This window comes from Paraburkholderia sp. CI3, assembly GCF_050436505.1.
In the GTDB taxonomy this organism is placed as follows: domain Bacteria; phylum Pseudomonadota; class Gammaproteobacteria; order Burkholderiales; family Burkholderiaceae; genus Paraburkholderia; species Paraburkholderia tuberum.
The window spans coordinates 3,862,964-3,877,010 of the sequence record NZ_JBNDMI010000004.1 but is presented as its reverse complement, the minus strand read 5'-3'; the positions used below and the strand labels follow the sequence as shown (position 1 = coordinate 3,877,010).

Annotated in this window: 15 protein-coding genes; 9 read left to right on the top strand and 6 right to left on the bottom strand. The window is 67.7% G+C overall.

All coding sequences use genetic code 11. From position 1 onward, the window contains the following. Positions 1 to 21: 21 nt before the first annotated feature. Complete coding sequence (locus OKW29_RS39325) at positions 22 to 1,875, bottom strand: autotransporter assembly complex protein TamA (RefSeq protein WP_429294673.1); 1,854 nt, start codon at positions 1,873 to 1,875, stop codon at positions 22 to 24. Between the two features lie 267 nt (positions 1,876 to 2,142). Between OKW29_RS39325 and OKW29_RS39320 the strand changes: the two genes are divergently transcribed. From OKW29_RS39320 to panD, 4 genes are all read left to right on the top strand, one after another. Further along, entirely contained in the window at positions 2,143 to 2,328 is a 186-nt protein-coding gene (locus OKW29_RS39320; RefSeq protein ID WP_429294672.1) for a DUF3460 family protein, read from the top strand. Between the two features lie 20 nt (positions 2,329 to 2,348). Further along, on the top strand, positions 2,349 to 3,272 hold the full coding sequence (locus OKW29_RS39315; RefSeq protein ID WP_429294671.1) for a segregation and condensation protein A: 924 nt from the start codon (positions 2,349 to 2,351) through the stop codon (positions 3,270 to 3,272). A 294-nt stretch (positions 3,273 to 3,566) separates the two neighbouring features. Further along, complete coding sequence (gene panC, locus OKW29_RS39310) at positions 3,567 to 4,400, top strand: pantoate--beta-alanine ligase (RefSeq protein WP_184022806.1); 834 nt, start codon at positions 3,567 to 3,569, stop codon at positions 4,398 to 4,400. A 60-nt stretch (positions 4,401 to 4,460) separates the two neighbouring features. Next, positions 4,461 to 4,847, top strand: a complete 387-nt coding sequence (panD, locus tag OKW29_RS39305; RefSeq protein ID WP_018431692.1) for an aspartate 1-decarboxylase — start codon at positions 4,461 to 4,463, stop codon at positions 4,845 to 4,847. A gap of 52 nt (positions 4,848 to 4,899) precedes the next feature. Here the strand turns inward: panD and OKW29_RS39300 are convergent, their stop codons facing one another. After that, complete coding sequence (locus OKW29_RS39300; RefSeq protein ID WP_184059634.1) at positions 4,900 to 5,538, bottom strand: ParA family protein; 639 nt, start codon at positions 5,536 to 5,538, stop codon at positions 4,900 to 4,902. 243 nt (positions 5,539 to 5,781) lie between these two features. On the opposite strand from OKW29_RS39300, the gene OKW29_RS39295 reads away from it, so the two are divergent. Further along, entirely contained in the window at positions 5,782 to 6,201 is a 420-nt protein-coding gene (locus OKW29_RS39295) for a PaaI family thioesterase (protein WP_429294670.1), read from the top strand. A gap of 57 nt (positions 6,202 to 6,258) precedes the next feature. Here OKW29_RS39295 and OKW29_RS39290 read toward each other — a convergent pair whose 3' ends face one another. Then, entirely contained in the window at positions 6,259 to 7,785 is a 1,527-nt protein-coding gene (locus OKW29_RS39290) for a cobyric acid synthase (RefSeq protein WP_429294669.1), read from the bottom strand. Between the two features lie 89 nt (positions 7,786 to 7,874). Between OKW29_RS39290 and cobU the strand changes: the two genes are divergently transcribed. From cobU to OKW29_RS39270, 4 genes are read left to right on the top strand one after another with little or no spacing between them, the layout of a single operon-like run. Then, on the top strand, positions 7,875 to 8,429 hold the full coding sequence (gene cobU / locus OKW29_RS39285; RefSeq protein WP_187615999.1) for a bifunctional adenosylcobinamide kinase/adenosylcobinamide-phosphate guanylyltransferase: 555 nt from the start codon (positions 7,875 to 7,877) through the stop codon (positions 8,427 to 8,429). Continuing rightward, positions 8,429 to 9,370 carry an adenosylcobinamide-phosphate synthase CbiB gene (gene cbiB / locus OKW29_RS39280; protein ID WP_429294668.1) on the top strand — a complete coding sequence of 314 codons (942 nt, stop codon included), beginning with the start codon at positions 8,429 to 8,431 and terminating at the stop codon, positions 9,368 to 9,370. Before cobU ends, cbiB begins: the two co-directional genes overlap by 1 nt. 33 nt (positions 9,371 to 9,403) lie before the next feature. Further along, positions 9,404 to 10,480, top strand: a complete 1,077-nt coding sequence (gene cobD / locus OKW29_RS39275) for a threonine-phosphate decarboxylase CobD (protein ID WP_429294667.1) — start codon at positions 9,404 to 9,406, stop codon at positions 10,478 to 10,480. A gap of 54 nt (positions 10,481 to 10,534) precedes the next feature. Next, positions 10,535 to 11,485: a cobalamin-binding protein gene (locus tag OKW29_RS39270; RefSeq protein WP_429294666.1), complete on the top strand. Its 951-nt coding sequence runs from the start codon at positions 10,535 to 10,537 to the stop codon at positions 11,483 to 11,485. Positions 11,486 to 11,538: 53 nt separating this feature from the next. Here the strand turns inward: OKW29_RS39270 and cobC are convergent, their stop codons facing one another. The 3 genes from cobC to cobT all read right to left on the bottom strand — a co-directional run bounded on the left by cobC (position 11,539) and on the right by cobT (position 14,025). Beyond that, entirely contained in the window at positions 11,539 to 12,129 is a 591-nt protein-coding gene (gene cobC / locus OKW29_RS39265; protein ID WP_184021063.1) for an alpha-ribazole phosphatase, read from the bottom strand. Then, complete coding sequence (locus OKW29_RS39260; protein ID WP_429294665.1) at positions 12,114 to 12,890, bottom strand: adenosylcobinamide-GDP ribazoletransferase; 777 nt, start codon at positions 12,888 to 12,890, stop codon at positions 12,114 to 12,116. Before OKW29_RS39260 ends, cobC begins: the two co-directional genes overlap by 16 nt. Before the next feature lie 73 nt (positions 12,891 to 12,963). Next, positions 12,964 to 14,025, bottom strand: coding sequence for a nicotinate-nucleotide--dimethylbenzimidazole phosphoribosyltransferase (gene cobT, locus OKW29_RS39255; protein ID WP_429294664.1), 1,062 nt, complete (start codon positions 14,023 to 14,025; stop codon positions 12,964 to 12,966). Positions 14,026 to 14,047 lie beyond the last annotated feature (22 nt).

The window sequence follows — 14,047 nt, the reverse complement described above, 5'->3', positions numbered from 1 at the left end:
TAGTGGGTTGTCGTCAAAACGTCAGAACGCGATGCCGAGCGTGATATACGGCCGCACCCGGTTATCGCGGATCCCGTAAGCGACATCGAGATTGACCGGGCCGACCGGGCTGCGCCAGCGCGCGCCGACGCCGGCGCCCGGATAGAAAACTTTTTCGCCCCAGGTGTCGGTCGCGGTGCCGATGTCGAAAAACACGGCCGCGCCCCAGTTGTGCGAGAACCAGTGCTGGTATTCGGCCGCGCTCGTCACCAGGTACTTGGTCGGCAGGATCGAGCCGGCGACGTTGTTACCGATGCTCTGGAAGCCGTAGCCGCGCACCGAGTTCGAGCCGCCCGCGCGGAACAGCAGCGACGCCGGAATGCCCCTCGAGCTGCCGCTCGTGAATACGCCGCCGAGTTCGGCGCGGATCAGCACGATGTCGTCGACGCCGATCGGGAAATACTGCTGGCCGCGCGCGTAGCCGCGGATGAACGACTGGTCGGCGAGCAGACCTTTCACCGCGAAGCCCGCCTCGACGTGGATCAGGTTGCCGCGGCGCGGGAACAGCGGGTCGTCGGTGTCGCGCCGCGTCCACGACCACCCCGGCACCAGCGCGTGCGCGCGGGTCGGCGCCGCCGCGTTCTGGTCGAGCTGATCGTCGTAGAACAGCAGCGAATAGCTGTAGTCGAGGAACTGCGACGTGCGCGAGCGCTGCACGCCGCCGCGGATGCTGTAGATGCGCGTGTCGGAGACGTCGGTGGTCGTGTACGACGCGAGCACGCTATTGGTCCACCCGTGCTGGCCCGGCGGCATCGACAGCTGGATCTGCCCGTATTGCTGCGTCTTGTCGGCGCGGCCCTCGACGGTGAACGGCCACGCCGCGCCGAACGTGTTCAGATACGTGTAGCCGCCCTGCACGAGCGGGCCGTTGTCGGTCGAATAGCCGACGCCGCCGCGGAAGCTGTGATACGGAAACTCCGACACCTTCACGTGCACCGGCGTGTCGAGCGGCTTGGCGGGGTTGTTGTCGAGGTCGATCGCGACGCTCGCGAAGTACGGCGTGTTCTGCAGTTGCCGCTGCAGTTCGGCGACAGTGCGCGTGTCGTAGATGTCGCCCGGCGAGATCGGATTGACGTTGTGGACGATGCGCTCCGGATAGCGCTTCGTGCCCTGCACGTCGAGTTGGCCCATCGTGAAGGTCGGCCCGCTGTCGTAGATCACCGACAGCTTCGCCGTGTGCGTGCGCGGATCGATCAGCGCCTCCGAGTGGTAGATCTTCGCGGCGAGGTAGCGGCGCGATTGCAGCTCGTGCAGCGACGCGTTCTTCGCGTCGTCCCAGGCGCCCTGCGAGAACGGCTCGCCCTCGTGCAGCGAGAACGCGAAGCGCGTCGCGTTTTCGCGCGATGGGTCTTCGGTCAGCACCGCGCCGCGAAACGACAGATCGACCGACGTGACTTTGGTCTGCGGGCCCGGCTCCACGCGCACGGTGACCTGCCGCAGGTTGTCGACGGTGCGCACGTCGGTGCTGACGAGCGGCGAGAAATAGCCCTGCGTCGCGGCGAGATCGCGCACCTGCTGTGGCGTCGCGGTGATCAGGAACGAAAACTGGTCGTCGGTGACGTCGGGCCGCTTCGCGAAACGCGAGATATCGAGGTTCTGTTCGAGCAGCCGGCGCAGCGCGCGCGGCTCGGCGACCACCTCGACCTTGTAGCTCGGTGCCTTGCTCGCCGCTTGAGCCTTGCCCGCGGCGAGCAGCAACATCAGGAGGCCGAGGCCGATGGCGAGCGACACACGCAGCCAGCACCGCGCGAGCGCCTCGCGCTCACGCGCGCGCCCGCGCGCCTGGCCGGTCTCGCCGCGCAACGCACGCGGCATGTCGATCGTACCTCCCGCCAAACAGGACCTCCGGCCTCAATGAGTGAATTCTCGCGCCCCGGCCGCGCATGCGTTCGAGGCATGCTATTTGACCACAACGCGACCCCGATCGGCCCCTCTCGTGCCCCTGGCGGAGCTCCGCGCTTCATCTCAAAAATGGGCGGCCCGCGGCGATTTTCGACCGCCCGCGACGCATGCGGTAAAATCGCGGACGACGGCGCCCTCCCCGCGGCACCGCGCAGCGGCCAGCCCGAGAGCCGCCACCCTACCCACCACGGACGTCGAGCCATGTATCAATCGGACATCACCCAGTTCCTGAACCAGCTCAAGCAACAGAAGCCCAATCTGGAGGCCGAGCAACGCAAAGGCCGCGCACTGCTGTGGGACAAACAGCCGATCGATCTGGAAGAGCGCGCCGAGCAGAAAAGTTCGCGCGTGCAGCAGACGCCTTACTCGTACTACCAGAACTTCTAAGCTCCCCAGTCACGCCGACGATGAGTCACGCTGACGAGGTGCATGGTCCGCTTCACGGCCCGATACACGGCCCGGTTCACGGGCCGGTTCACGGCCCAGCGCCGGCACCGTCCGACACCGCGCTTTCCACGCCCGCCACCGATTCGACGCCCGACACGGTCGACGGCGTCGCGTTCGCGCGTCTGTACGGCGAGCCGCTGTTCAAGCTGCCGAACGACCTGTACATCCCTCCGGACGCGCTCGAGGTATTCCTCGAGACCTTCGAGGGGCCGCTCGACCTGCTGCTGTACCTGATCCGCAAGCAGAACTTCAACGTGCTCGACATCCCGATGGCGGATGTCACCGTGCAATATCTCGGCTACGTCGAGCAACTGCGCAAGACCAATCTCGAACTCGCGTCCGAATATCTGCTGATGGCCGCGATGCTGATCGAAATCAAGTCGCGCATGCTGCTGCCGGTCAAGAAGGCCGACACCGGCGAGGAAGCCGAAGACCCGCGTGCCGAACTGGTGCGCCGCCTGCTCGAATACGAGCAGATGAAGCTCGCCGCGCAACGCATCGACCAGTTGCCGCAGCTTGGGCGCGATTTCCTGCGCGCCGAGGTCTACATCGAGCAGAGTGTCGCCCCGCGTTTCCCGGACGTGAACAGCGACGACCTGCGCGCCGCGTGGGCCGACGTGATCAAGCGCGCGAAGCTGGTCCAGCATCACAAGATTTCGCGCGAGGAGTTGTCGGTGCGCGAGCACATGAGCCTGATCCTGCGGCAGTTGCAGAATGCGCGCTTCATCGAGTTTTCCGATCTGTTCGACACGAGCCGCGGCGTGCCGGTCGTCATCGTGAATTTCATCGCCGTGCTCGAGCTGTGCCGTGAATCGCTCGTCGAAATCACCCAGGCGGAGCCGTTCGCGCCGATTTACGTGCGGCTGGCGTATCTACCGGCCTGAGCGCCGAATGACGGCCGCTTGACGGCCGGACCGCGGCCGGACCGCGGCCGGACCGTGGAAATCTCGCTACGAACACCGTCGCAACGAAGCTTGGCGGGCCTCAGCGGGGAGTGCGCGGCAAGCTCGTCGCGTGCCGCTCGGAAGTGCCGCCGCGTTTGGGTGCGTCCGCTGCCCAAATCCACTACAATCCGCGCTCCGAACCCGTCATTTGCCGGTGAGGCGATGACCCGCGCGATTCCGCCAGGTGTCGCGCCAACCGGATCGCGCGCCGCGCGAGCCTATCCCTGTCCGATCATGAAAGTCATCAGCTCGATCCATGAATTGCGCGACCAGTTGCGCGGCCAGAATCGCACGGCCTTCGTGCCGACGATGGGCAACCTGCACGAGGGCCATCTGTCGCTGATGCGCCTCGCGCGCCAGCACGGCGACCCGGTCGTGGCGAGCATCTTCGTCAACCGCCTGCAGTTCGGCCCGAACGAGGATTTCGACAAATATCCGCGCACGCTCGAAGCCGACATCGAGAAGCTGCAGAAGGAAGGTGTCTACGTGCTGTTCGCGCCGACCGAAAGGGACATGTATCCGGAGCCGCAGGAATACCGCGTGCATCCGCCGCACGATCTCGGCGACATCCTCGAAGGCGAATTCCGCCCCGGCTTCTTCCACGGTGTGTGCACGGTCGTGATGAAGCTGATGTCGTGCGTGCAGCCGCGCGTCGCGGTGTTCGGCAAGAAGGATTACCAGCAGCTGATGATCGTGCGCCAGATGTGCCACCAGTTCGCGCTGCCGACCGACATCGTCGCCGCCGAAACCGTGCGCGACACCGACGGCCTCGCGCTCAGCTCGCGCAACCGGTTCCTTTCCGCCGCCGAACGCGCCGAGGCGCCGATGCTGGCCGCCGAACTCAATCGGGTGCGCGACGCGGTGCTCGCGGGCGAGCGCGACTTCGCGAAACTCGAAGAGTCGGCCAAAGCGACGCTCGCGGCGCGCGGCTGGAATCCCGATTACATCGCGATCCGCAAGCGCTCGAACCTGATCGCGCCCGGCGCGCAGGACGCCAGCGCACCGCTCGTGGTGCTGGCCGCCGCGAAGCTCGGCGCGACCCGGCTCATCGACAACCTCGAAATCTGACGCCGCAACCGCCCGCGCGAACACAGTTACACTGCGCAGTCACACAGGATTGGATTGATCATGCAACGCAATATGCTGAAGTCGAAGATTCACCGCGTCGCGGTCACGCACTGCGAGCTCCACTACGAGGGCTCGTGCGCGATCGACGAAGATCTGCTCGAAGCGGCGAACATCGTCGAAAACGAGCGTATCGACATCTGGAACATCAACAACGGCGAGCGCTTCTCGACCTACGCGATCAAGGGCGAGCGCGGCAGCGGCATGATTTCGCTGAACGGCTCGGCCGCGCGTCGCGCGCAGCTTGGCGATCTGGTCATCATCGCGGCGTTCGCGGTGGTCGACGAGGCGGAGTTGAAGGCGGGCTGGAAGCCGGACCTCGTGTTCGTCGATGAAAACAACAAGATCAAGGGCAGCCGCGACCACGTGCCCACGCAGGCCTGGAGCTGAGCGAAGCTCAGCTTGACGCTTGACGCTTGACTGATGGCGGACAGCCCCCGCCTCAGCCCTTCTTCCCCGCGCCGTTCGTCCACTCGACGATCGGCTGCCACTGCTCCAGATCCTTCTCCACACGGCTTTTCGCGACGTCCCACAGCGTCAGGCCGTGCGCCGCGAGCTGCACGTAGTTCTGCGTGTCGCGCAGAAAACCGAGCACCGGCAGCTTCAATCCCTCGACGAAGCGATGCAGCTGCTCGGCCGAGCGCGTGCGCGCATCGACGCGCATGCCGACCACGCCGACCTCGATCGCGCCCTTCCTGACCGCCTTTTCCTTCGCCAGCCGCTCGAGAAATTCCTGGGTCGCGAGAATATCGAACAGCGACGGCTGCAACGGCACGATCACCTTGTCGGCGAGATCGAGCGCGATGTTCAGGCGATTGCCGTGCAGGCCGGCCGGCGTGTCGACGACCGCGTGCTCGAGGCCTTTCGGTGGCTTGGCCGGGGTGTCGGGATTGACCTCCCAGGTTTCGATGTTCGGCAGCGTGGCGGGCCGTAATTCGAGCCACGCATGCGCGGAGTGCTGCTTGTCGAGGTCGGCCAGCGCGACCCATTCGCCCGCCGCGGCGAAATAGCCGGCCAGATTGGTCGATAGCGTGCTCTTGCCCACGCCGCCCTTCGGATTCGCCACTACGATCACCGACATGAAATCTCCCGGAAAGAAGGCTGGACACCGCCAGCCGGTTTGCCGCGCTATTGCTCCGTCCCCGCCGATCCGCTGTGACCGGCATCGGCGGGCTCCACGATCGCTGCCGTTCGAAGTTCGGTTTCCAGGGACGCCCACCGGTCCAGCCGTTGATAATATCGACAAATTCAGCGCGGCCGAAGCCCCCGCATCGCGAATCGGCCGCTCTAACCCGCCGTTTTTTTCGACAAGGACCTGAATCTCATGAGCAAACTGCGCCCGGAATACACCGTCGAACGCCTGCTGGAGCGCCAGAAGGGCACGCTGCCGGACCTGCTGGGCCTGCGCGTGCTGAACTTGGAACAAGGCACGCTGGTCGCCGAACTGACCGTGCGCGAGGCGCTGCTCGCGCCGAACGGCTTCCTGCACGCGGCCACGGTGATCGGCCTCGCCGACACCGCGTGCGGCTACGCGTGCATCGCGCATCTGCCCGAAAACTCGCGCAACTTCACGACGATCGAGCTGAAGAGCAACTTCCTCGGCACCGCGACGCAGGGCACGATCCGCGCGGTCGCGAAGGGTGTGCACCTTGGGCGCAGCACGCAGGTCTGGGACGCGACGGTCACCGGTCCGGATGGTAAGACCATCGCACTGTTTCGTTGCACACAGATGGTGTTGTACTGAGCGAACCGCCCGCGCAGCAATTGCGTTCAAGCCGATGAAGGAGGCCGGCGCAAAGCGTCACCCCAGCGCCGCGAACAGCCTGCGCATATCGACGTGCCCGGCCAGCGTATCGGCCAGCCGCTCCAGCGACGCCTCGCGCAACGCCGGATAGTCGAGCGCTTCGGGATCGCTCAAACCCGCCCACGCGAGCAGCGCCGCGCACGCGGCCGGCGTGTCGAACAGGCCATGCACGTAGGTCGTGAGAATCTGGCCATCGGCGGACATCGCGCCATCGGGACGGCCAAAGTCCGCGCCGCCCTCGTGCGGGCCAGCGTGGTCGAGTCGCAGCGCCGGCGTGTCCAATGCCGGCCCGCGCGTCTCGCCCATATGAATCTCGTAGCCGGCGACGTCAGGCGTGCCGGGCAGCGCCAGGCGCCCGGTCACATTCTTCAGCGCCTTGTCGCGCGTGAGCACCGTCGCATAGTCGAGCCAGCCGAAGCCCGCGAAGGTGCCGGGTGCGCCCTCGACGCCATGCGGATCGGCGATCTCGCGGCCCAGCATCTGCATGCCGCCGCAGATGCCGATCACGCGGCCGCCGTAGCGCAGATGCCGCGCGAGCACGTCGTCCCAGCCCTGTGCGCGCAGAAACGCGAGGTCGTCCGGCACGTTCTTCGAGCCCGGCAGGATGATCAGATCGGCGGCCGTCGGCGGCGTACCCGCGCGCACATAGTGAAAATCGACCTGCGGATGCGCGCGCAACGCGTCGAAGTCGGTGTGATTGCTGATGTGCGGCAGCACCGGCACGACCACGCGCAGCAGACGGCGCGAATCAACGCTCGCCGCCGCGCGCAGCTCGGGCGGCAGCATGTCCTCGGCGTCGAGCGTCAGGCCATGCAGATACGGCACGACACCGAGCACCGGCTTGCCGGTCTTCGCTTCCAGCCAGTCGAGCCCGGGCTTCAGCAGACCGATGTCGCCGCGAAAGCGGTTGATGATGAAGCCGCGCACGCGCGCCTGCTCGCTGTCGGACAGACACGCGAGCGTGCCGGTCAGGTGCGCGAACACGCCGCCGCGATCGATGTCGGCGACCAGCACGACCGGGCAGTCGACCGCCTCCGCGAAACCCATGTTCGCGATGTCGCGCTCGCGCAGATTGATCTCGGCCGGACTGCCCGCGCCTTCGACGAAAATCGTGTCGTACGACGCGCGCAGCCGCGCATACGACTCCAGCACCGCCTCGAACGCGACTGGCTTGTAGTCGTGATACGCGCGCGCGTCGAGATTGATGCGCGCCTTGCCGTGGATGATCACCTGCGCGCCGCGATCGCTGGTCGGCTTCAGCAGCACCGGATTCAGATCGGTGTGCGCGTCGATGCCCGCGGCGAGCGCCTGCAATGCCTGCGCGCGGCCGATCTCGCCGCCGTCGACGGTCACCGCGCTGTTCAACGCCATGTTCTGCGGCTTGAACGGCGCGACCCGCGCACCCGCGCGGCGCGCGAGGCGGCACAGTCCCGCAACCAGCGTGCTCTTGCCCGCGTCGGAAGTGGTGCCCTGGATCATCAGCGTGCCGCGCGGCACGGGCAGGGTGTCGGGAGGAATGGTCATTCGGGTCACGGCGGTGCAGGTGGAAGATGGACAGTGGCGTTGCAATGCAATCGAGCGGCATTATCCCATCGCGCCAGTACAATCATAGGATGACTCCCCGCGACCTCACCTTCGTCCTCGGCGGCGCCCGCTCGGGCAAGAGCGCGCATGCCGAGCGGCTCGCCAGCGACAGCGCCTTCCCCGTCACCTACATCGCCACCGCCCGCGTCACCGACGACGCCGAATTCAACGCGCGCATTGCGCATCATCGCGAGCGGCGGCCCGCGCATTGGGGGCTCGTCGAAGCGGACGACGACCTCGCCGGCGCGCTCGCGCAACACGACGCGCCGGGCCAGTGTCTGCTGATCGACTGCCTGACGCTGTGGCTCGCAAACCTGCTATGTCCCGCCGACGGCGCGGCGGCGCCGCTGTCGCACTACTACGAGCAGGCCGCCGCGTTCGAAGCGGCGCTCGCCGGCGCGCGCGGCAAGATCATCGTCGTCAGCAACGAGATCGGCCTCGGCGTCGTGCCGCTCGGCGAAGCTACGCGTCTTTACGTCGACGAACTCGGCCGCCTCAATCAGCGCATCGCCGCGTTGAGCAGCGCGGCCACGCTGATGGTCGCGGGACTGCCGCTCGCGCTGAAAAGCGCGAGCCGCGCGTGATGCCGCCGCTGACCATGCCGCTGGTCGCGACGCTCGCGGTCGCGGGCGTCGCCGTCGACCGCTGGTTCGGCGAGCCGAGCCGCCGGCATCCGCTGATCGGGTTCGGCAATTGGGCGGCGCGTATCGAGGCGCGCTTCAATCACGACCGGCGTCTGCGGCTCAGGGGCCTGCTCGCATGGGCGCTCGCGGTTCTGCCGCCGGTGTTGATCGCGTGGTGGCTCGTCGCCGTGCTGCCGTTGTTCGCGGCCTGCGCGCTGCATGTCGCGCTGCTGTGGTTCGCGCTCGGCGCGCGCAGCCTGCGCGATCACATCGCGCCGATCGCGCGGGCGCTCGGCCAACGCGATCTGGCCACGGCACGTGAGTTGACCGCACGGATCGTCTCGCGCGACACCGCGCAGTCGGACGAGGCCGCGCTCGCGCGCGCCGCGGTCGAATCGGCGCTCGAAAACGGCAACGACGCGATCTTCGGCGCGCTGTTCTGGTTCGCGCTCGCGGGCGGGCCTGGCGCGCTCGGCTTTCGCCTCGCCAATACGCTCGACGCGATGTGGGGTTATCGCACGCCGCGCTATCTGCGCTTCGGCTGGGCCGCCGCGCGCATCGACGACGTGCTGAACTGGATTCCCGCGCGCCTGACTGCCACGAGCTACGCGCTGCTCGGCGACACGCTGACCGCCTGGCGCTGCTGGCGCGACCAGGCGCCGCGCTGGGACAGCCCGAACGCGGGCCCGGTGATGGCCGCCGGCGCCGGCAGCCTGAACGTGCTGATCGGCGGGCCGGCCGTGTATCACGGCACGCTCGAGCATCGGCCGACGCTGGGCTTCGGGCGTCCCGCCGAGGCGCGTCATGTGGGCGCCGCGTTGATGCTGGTCGAACGCACGGTGATTCTCTGGCTGGCCGTGCTGATCGTGCTGGCGTTGTTGAGCGTGCCGTTTCATGGCTGAACGGAACGACGCGCGTAGCGATGGGATGAGCGCATGAGCGACTGGACGCAACCGCGCGAGCACGCCGCAAGCGGCCCGATCGCGCACGGCGGCAACCTGCACGAAGCGGCGGCGCGCTACGGCATTGCGTACGCGCAGTGGCTCGATCTGTCGACCGGCATCAATCCACACGGCTATCCGGTGCCGCCGCTGCCCGCCGACGCGTGGCGCCGTTTGCCCGACGAAGGCGACGGCTTCGCCGAGCGGGCCGCGCGCTACTACGGCGCGCCCGATGCCGCGCACGTGCTGCCCGTCGCCGGCAGCCAGGCGGCGATTCGCGCGCTGCCCGCGTTGCTGTCGCCTGCGACGGTCGGCATCGCGCCGCTGACCTACGGCGAGTACGCGCCCGCGTTCGCGCGCGCCGGACACGCGGTCGCGCCGCTCGACGTGCATCGCGACACGCTGCCCGCCGCGCTCACGCACGTCGCGATCGTCAACCCCGACAATCCGACCGCCACGCATATCGATGCCGCCAGGCTGCTGCACTGGCACGCGCAGCTGCGCGAACGCGGCGGCACGCTGCTCGTCGACGAAGCGTTCGCCGATACGCTGCCGGCCGCGCGGGTCGCGTCGCTGGCGGCGCATACGCATCGGGACGGGCTCGTCGTGTTGCGCTCGCCCGGCAAGTTCTTCGGGCTCGCGGGTGTGCGCGCCGGCTTCGTGCTGGGCGCGCCCGCATTGCTCACCGCGTTGCGCGACAGGCTGGGGGCGTGGACCGTCAGCGGTCCCGCGCGTCATGCGGTGAGCGCCGCGTTCGACGATGCCGCGTGGCAAACGCGGATGCGTGAGCGGCTCATCGGCGACAGCGCACGGCTTGCCGGGCTGTTGCATGCGCACGGTTTCGCGACACGGGGCACGCCGCTTTTCGCATGGACCGACGATGCGCGCGCCGCCGCGTTGCATGAAGCGCTCGCGCGGCGCGGCGTGTGGACGCGCCTGTTTCCGCCATCGCTTCGGGTGCCATCGGCCAGTGTGCGCTTCGGGCTGCCGGGCGACGAAGCCGAATGGACCCGCTTCGAGCAACAGTTGCAACAGGCGGTTGACTCGATCGATACCGCGCGGTCGAGTTAGCGCAGTGACCTTCGCACCCAAGCCGCTCAACGCTTCGTGATCCGCCCTCGTCCGATGATCCGCTTTGCACGTTCCATCCGCTTTGCCCCGCCCGCGCATGGCTTCATCCATTGGTTCGGCGCCGCAGCGCTCGCGCTGAGCGCACTGAGCGCGCACGCCGCGATCACCGTCACCGACGACAGCGGCGCGACCGTCACGCTCGCCGCGCCCGCGCAGCGCGTGATCAGCCTCGCCCCGCACGTGACCGAATTGCTGTACGCCGCGGGCGGCGGCCCGAAGATGGTCGGCGCCGTGTCGTACAGCGACTATCCGCCCGAAGCGAAGCAACTCCCGCGCGTCGGCGACAACAAGGCGCTCGACCTCGAACGCATCGTCGCGCTGAAACCGGACCTGATCGTCGTATGGCGGCATGGCAACGCGCAGCGCCAGCTCGAACGCTTGCGCGAGCTACACGTGCCGCTCTTTTTCAGCGAGCCGCGCCGTCTCGACGATATCGCCGTGTCGCTGACCAGGCTCGGCCCGCTGCTCGGCACATCGGCGAGCGCGGATGCGGCGGCGGCCGCCTTCCGCGACGACATCGCCCGTCTGCGCGCGCGGTATGCGAACCGCCCGGCCGTCAGCGTCTTTTATCAGGTATGGGACCGGCCGCTGATGACGCTCAACGGCGAGCACATGATCAGCGACGTGATCACGCTATGCGGCGGCCGCAATGTGTTCGCGGACCTGCAGCCGCTCGTGCCGACCGTGTCGATCGAAGCGGTGCTCGCGGCGAATCCGCAGGCGATCGTCACCGCCGCGCCCGGCGCGACGCGGCCCGACACGATGCTGCCGCAACTCGACACATGGCGCGCATGGCCGGGCCTCGCGGCCGTCGCGAACAACAACCTGTTTGCGATCGACGGCGATCTGATCAATCGCCCCGCGCCGCGCATCGCGCAAGGCGCGCGGCAACTGTGCGAGGACCTCGAACTGGCGCGCTCGCGCAGCAAGCAGCCCGCGCCATGACGGCGCCGCGTGTGGCGAGAAAAAAAGATCGGCTTTCCGGATGACCACGCGGGTCACGCATTCCATCGCACGAGCGACCACTGCAGCGTCTCGTCGTTACGTCGCAACCAGACGATCCCCGTCATATCTAGCGACCACTGCAGGCAATGCGCGAGCGGCACCTCCAGCACCCACGACGCGATCGCGCGCATCACGCCCGCGTGCGTGACCACGTATGCGGGCGACAGCTCGCGCGTCAGCGCGAACGCATCGAACCACGCTCGCACCCGCGCGACGAATTGCGCGACGCTCTCGCCGCCGTGCGCGCGCGCATGTTCGAAATTGGCGGCCCAGTCGTCGAGCAGCGCGCGATCGATCGTATCCCAGCGCTGTGCTTCCCACTCGCCGAAATCCATTTCCTTCAAGCGCTCGTCGTGGCTGACCACGCAGCCGAAGTCGTTCGCGATCTCGGTCGCTAGCGCGGCGCAGCGCGTAAGCGGACTCGTGATCAGCACACGCGGCGCCGGCACCTGCAAGCTCGCGAGCTTCACCGCCAACGCATTGGACGTGACCTCGGCGCTTTCCGCCAACGCGACATCACTATGGCCGTAACAAATCCCCGCCTCGAGCGCGACAGCGGGATGTCGAATCAGGACGATATCCATGCAAGCCCCACCAGGTAAATGCTCAATTCGAAGATCTGCTGCGCGAAGCCGAGGCAATCGCCGGTATAGCCGCCGATGCGTCTGGCGAAATAACGGCCCATCGCAAAGCGCAGCGCGAACAGCACAGCACACGTGAGCGCGGCAAAACGCCAGTCGGGCATGCCGGGGCCGTTCGGCCACAGCAGCCAGGGCAGCCCGAACAGCGCGGCGCACAGCAGCGCCGGCCCGCTCAAACGCTGCGCGACCGGCTTGGCTTTGCCGGCCGCGCGCACATAGTCGAGCGTGGCCAGGTAACTGATCGCGCACGCGCGGCTCGCGCCATGCGCCGCAAGCATCAGGCTTGCGGCACGCAGCGGTGGCAACGCCGCGAGCGTTTGCCACTTGATCGCCAGGGCGATCACGAGCGCGATGGCACCAAAAGCACCGATGCGCGAGTCTTGCATGATGCGCAACGCATCGTCGCGCGTATAGGCGCCACCGAACGCATCGATGCAATCGGCGAGACCGTCCTCGTGAAATGCGCCCGTGACCACGAGCGACGCGGCCATCGACAGCAGCACCGCGACACTCGCCGGAAACACGCGCAGCGCGGCCAGATAGACGAGCGCGCTGAAGCCGCCGACCAACACGCCGACGAGCGGAAAATAGCGCGCCGCGGCGTTCAGATAATGCGGCTCGAAACCGACCCAGCGGGGCACGGGCACGCGCGTGAAGTAACCGAGCGCCGTGAAGAAATAGCGCAGTTCCGCGAGCGGGTTCATGAACGCGGCGAGTGCAGGTTCACGGCGCTGCGGGCCGAGCTTCGCGTTATCGCGAAGCGCGTGCTCGTGCGCTTCACGGTTCGCGATCGGCGACGCCCGCCGAATCGAAGCTGGCCATTTCGTTGACGAAGGCCACCGCCGCGCGCAGCAACGGCACCGCGAGCGCGGCGCCCGTGCCTTCGCCGAGCCGCATGTCGAGCGACAGCAGCGGCTGCGCGTCGAAATGATCGAGCATGCGCCGATGCCCGGCCTCGTTCGACGCATGCGCGAACACGCAGTACTCGCGTACGTCCGGCGAGAACGCATCGGCGACCAGCAGCGCGGACGTCGCGATGAAGCCATCGACGAGGATGGTCATGCGCGCCTCGGCGGCCGCCAGATACGCGCCCGCCATCATCGCGATTTCGAAGCCGCCGAAGGTCGCGAGCACGTCGAGCGGCGCGCGTGCATCCGCATGGCGCGCGAGCGCCGCCGCGAGCACGTTGCGCTTCTTCGCGAGTCCGGCATTGTCGAGACCCGTGCCGCGGCCGACGCAGTCGTCGATGGGCACACCGCACAGGCGGCTCATCAGACACGCGGCCGCCGAGGTGTTCGCGATGCCCATCTCGCCGAAGCCGATCACGTTCGTGCCGAGCGCCGCGTGATGACACACGCGCGCGGCGCCCGCCTGCATCGCGGCGAGCGCTTCGGCGTGCGTCATCGCGGCTTCGTGTGCGAAGTTGCGCGTGCCGGGCCCGACCGGAATGTCGACGAGTCGGTCCGTGGACGGCAGCGGCGTCGCGATGCCCGCGTTGACCACTTCGAGTTCGAGACCCGCGACGCGACTGAGCGCGTTGATCGCCGCGCCGCCCGCGATGAAGTTCGCGACCATCTGCGCGGTCACCGCTTGCGGATAGGGGCTCACGCCTTCGGCGGCGATGCCGTGGTCGCCCGCGAAAACGATCATCGCGGCACGCTGCACGGTGGGACGCGTACTGCGCTGGATCAGGCCCATCTGGCACGCGAGCGTTTCGAGCCGGCCGAGGCTGCCGGGCGGTTTGGTGCGCGTATCGATGATCCGCTGCAGCTCGGCGCGTAGCGTCTGATCGAGCGGCGCGACTTCGGGCAAACCGGCTGGGTGTGGGATGCGAGTCATAGGTGTGGGATAGGAATGAATA

What these genes read in the sequence shown, in the direction of transcription:
- OKW29_RS39260 (WP_429294665.1), bottom strand. Translation starts at nt 12,890, where the DNA reads ATGAACCCGCTCGCGGAACTGCGCTATTTCTTCACGGCGCTCGGTTAC.
- panD (WP_018431692.1), top strand. Translation starts at nt 4,461, where the DNA reads ATGCAACGCAATATGCTGAAGTCGAAGATTCACCGCGTCGCGGTCACG.
- cobU (WP_187615999.1), top strand. Translation starts at nt 7,875, where the DNA reads ATGACTCCCCGCGACCTCACCTTCGTCCTCGGCGGCGCCCGCTCGGGC.
- OKW29_RS39300 (WP_184059634.1), bottom strand. Translation starts at nt 5,538, where the DNA reads ATGTCGGTGATCGTAGTGGCGAATCCGAAGGGCGGCGTGGGCAAGAGC.
- cobD (WP_429294667.1), top strand. Translation starts at nt 9,404, where the DNA reads ATGAGCGACTGGACGCAACCGCGCGAGCACGCCGCAAGCGGCCCGATC.
- cobT (WP_429294664.1), bottom strand. Translation starts at nt 14,025, where the DNA reads ATGACTCGCATCCCACACCCAGCCGGTTTGCCCGAAGTCGCGCCGCTC.
- OKW29_RS39315 (WP_429294671.1), top strand. Translation starts at nt 2,349, where the DNA reads ATGAGTCACGCTGACGAGGTGCATGGTCCGCTTCACGGCCCGATACAC.
- OKW29_RS39270 (WP_429294666.1), top strand. Translation starts at nt 10,535, where the DNA reads ATGATCCGCTTTGCACGTTCCATCCGCTTTGCCCCGCCCGCGCATGGC.
- OKW29_RS39290 (WP_429294669.1), bottom strand. Translation starts at nt 7,785, where the DNA reads ATGACCATTCCTCCCGACACCCTGCCCGTGCCGCGCGGCACGCTGATG.
- cbiB (WP_429294668.1), top strand. Translation starts at nt 8,429, where the DNA reads ATGCCGCCGCTGACCATGCCGCTGGTCGCGACGCTCGCGGTCGCGGGC.
- OKW29_RS39320 (WP_429294672.1), top strand. Translation starts at nt 2,143, where the DNA reads ATGTATCAATCGGACATCACCCAGTTCCTGAACCAGCTCAAGCAACAG.
- OKW29_RS39295 (WP_429294670.1), top strand. Translation starts at nt 5,782, where the DNA reads ATGAGCAAACTGCGCCCGGAATACACCGTCGAACGCCTGCTGGAGCGC.
- cobC (WP_184021063.1), bottom strand. Translation starts at nt 12,129, where the DNA reads ATGGATATCGTCCTGATTCGACATCCCGCTGTCGCGCTCGAGGCGGGG.
- panC (WP_184022806.1), top strand. Translation starts at nt 3,567, where the DNA reads ATGAAAGTCATCAGCTCGATCCATGAATTGCGCGACCAGTTGCGCGGC.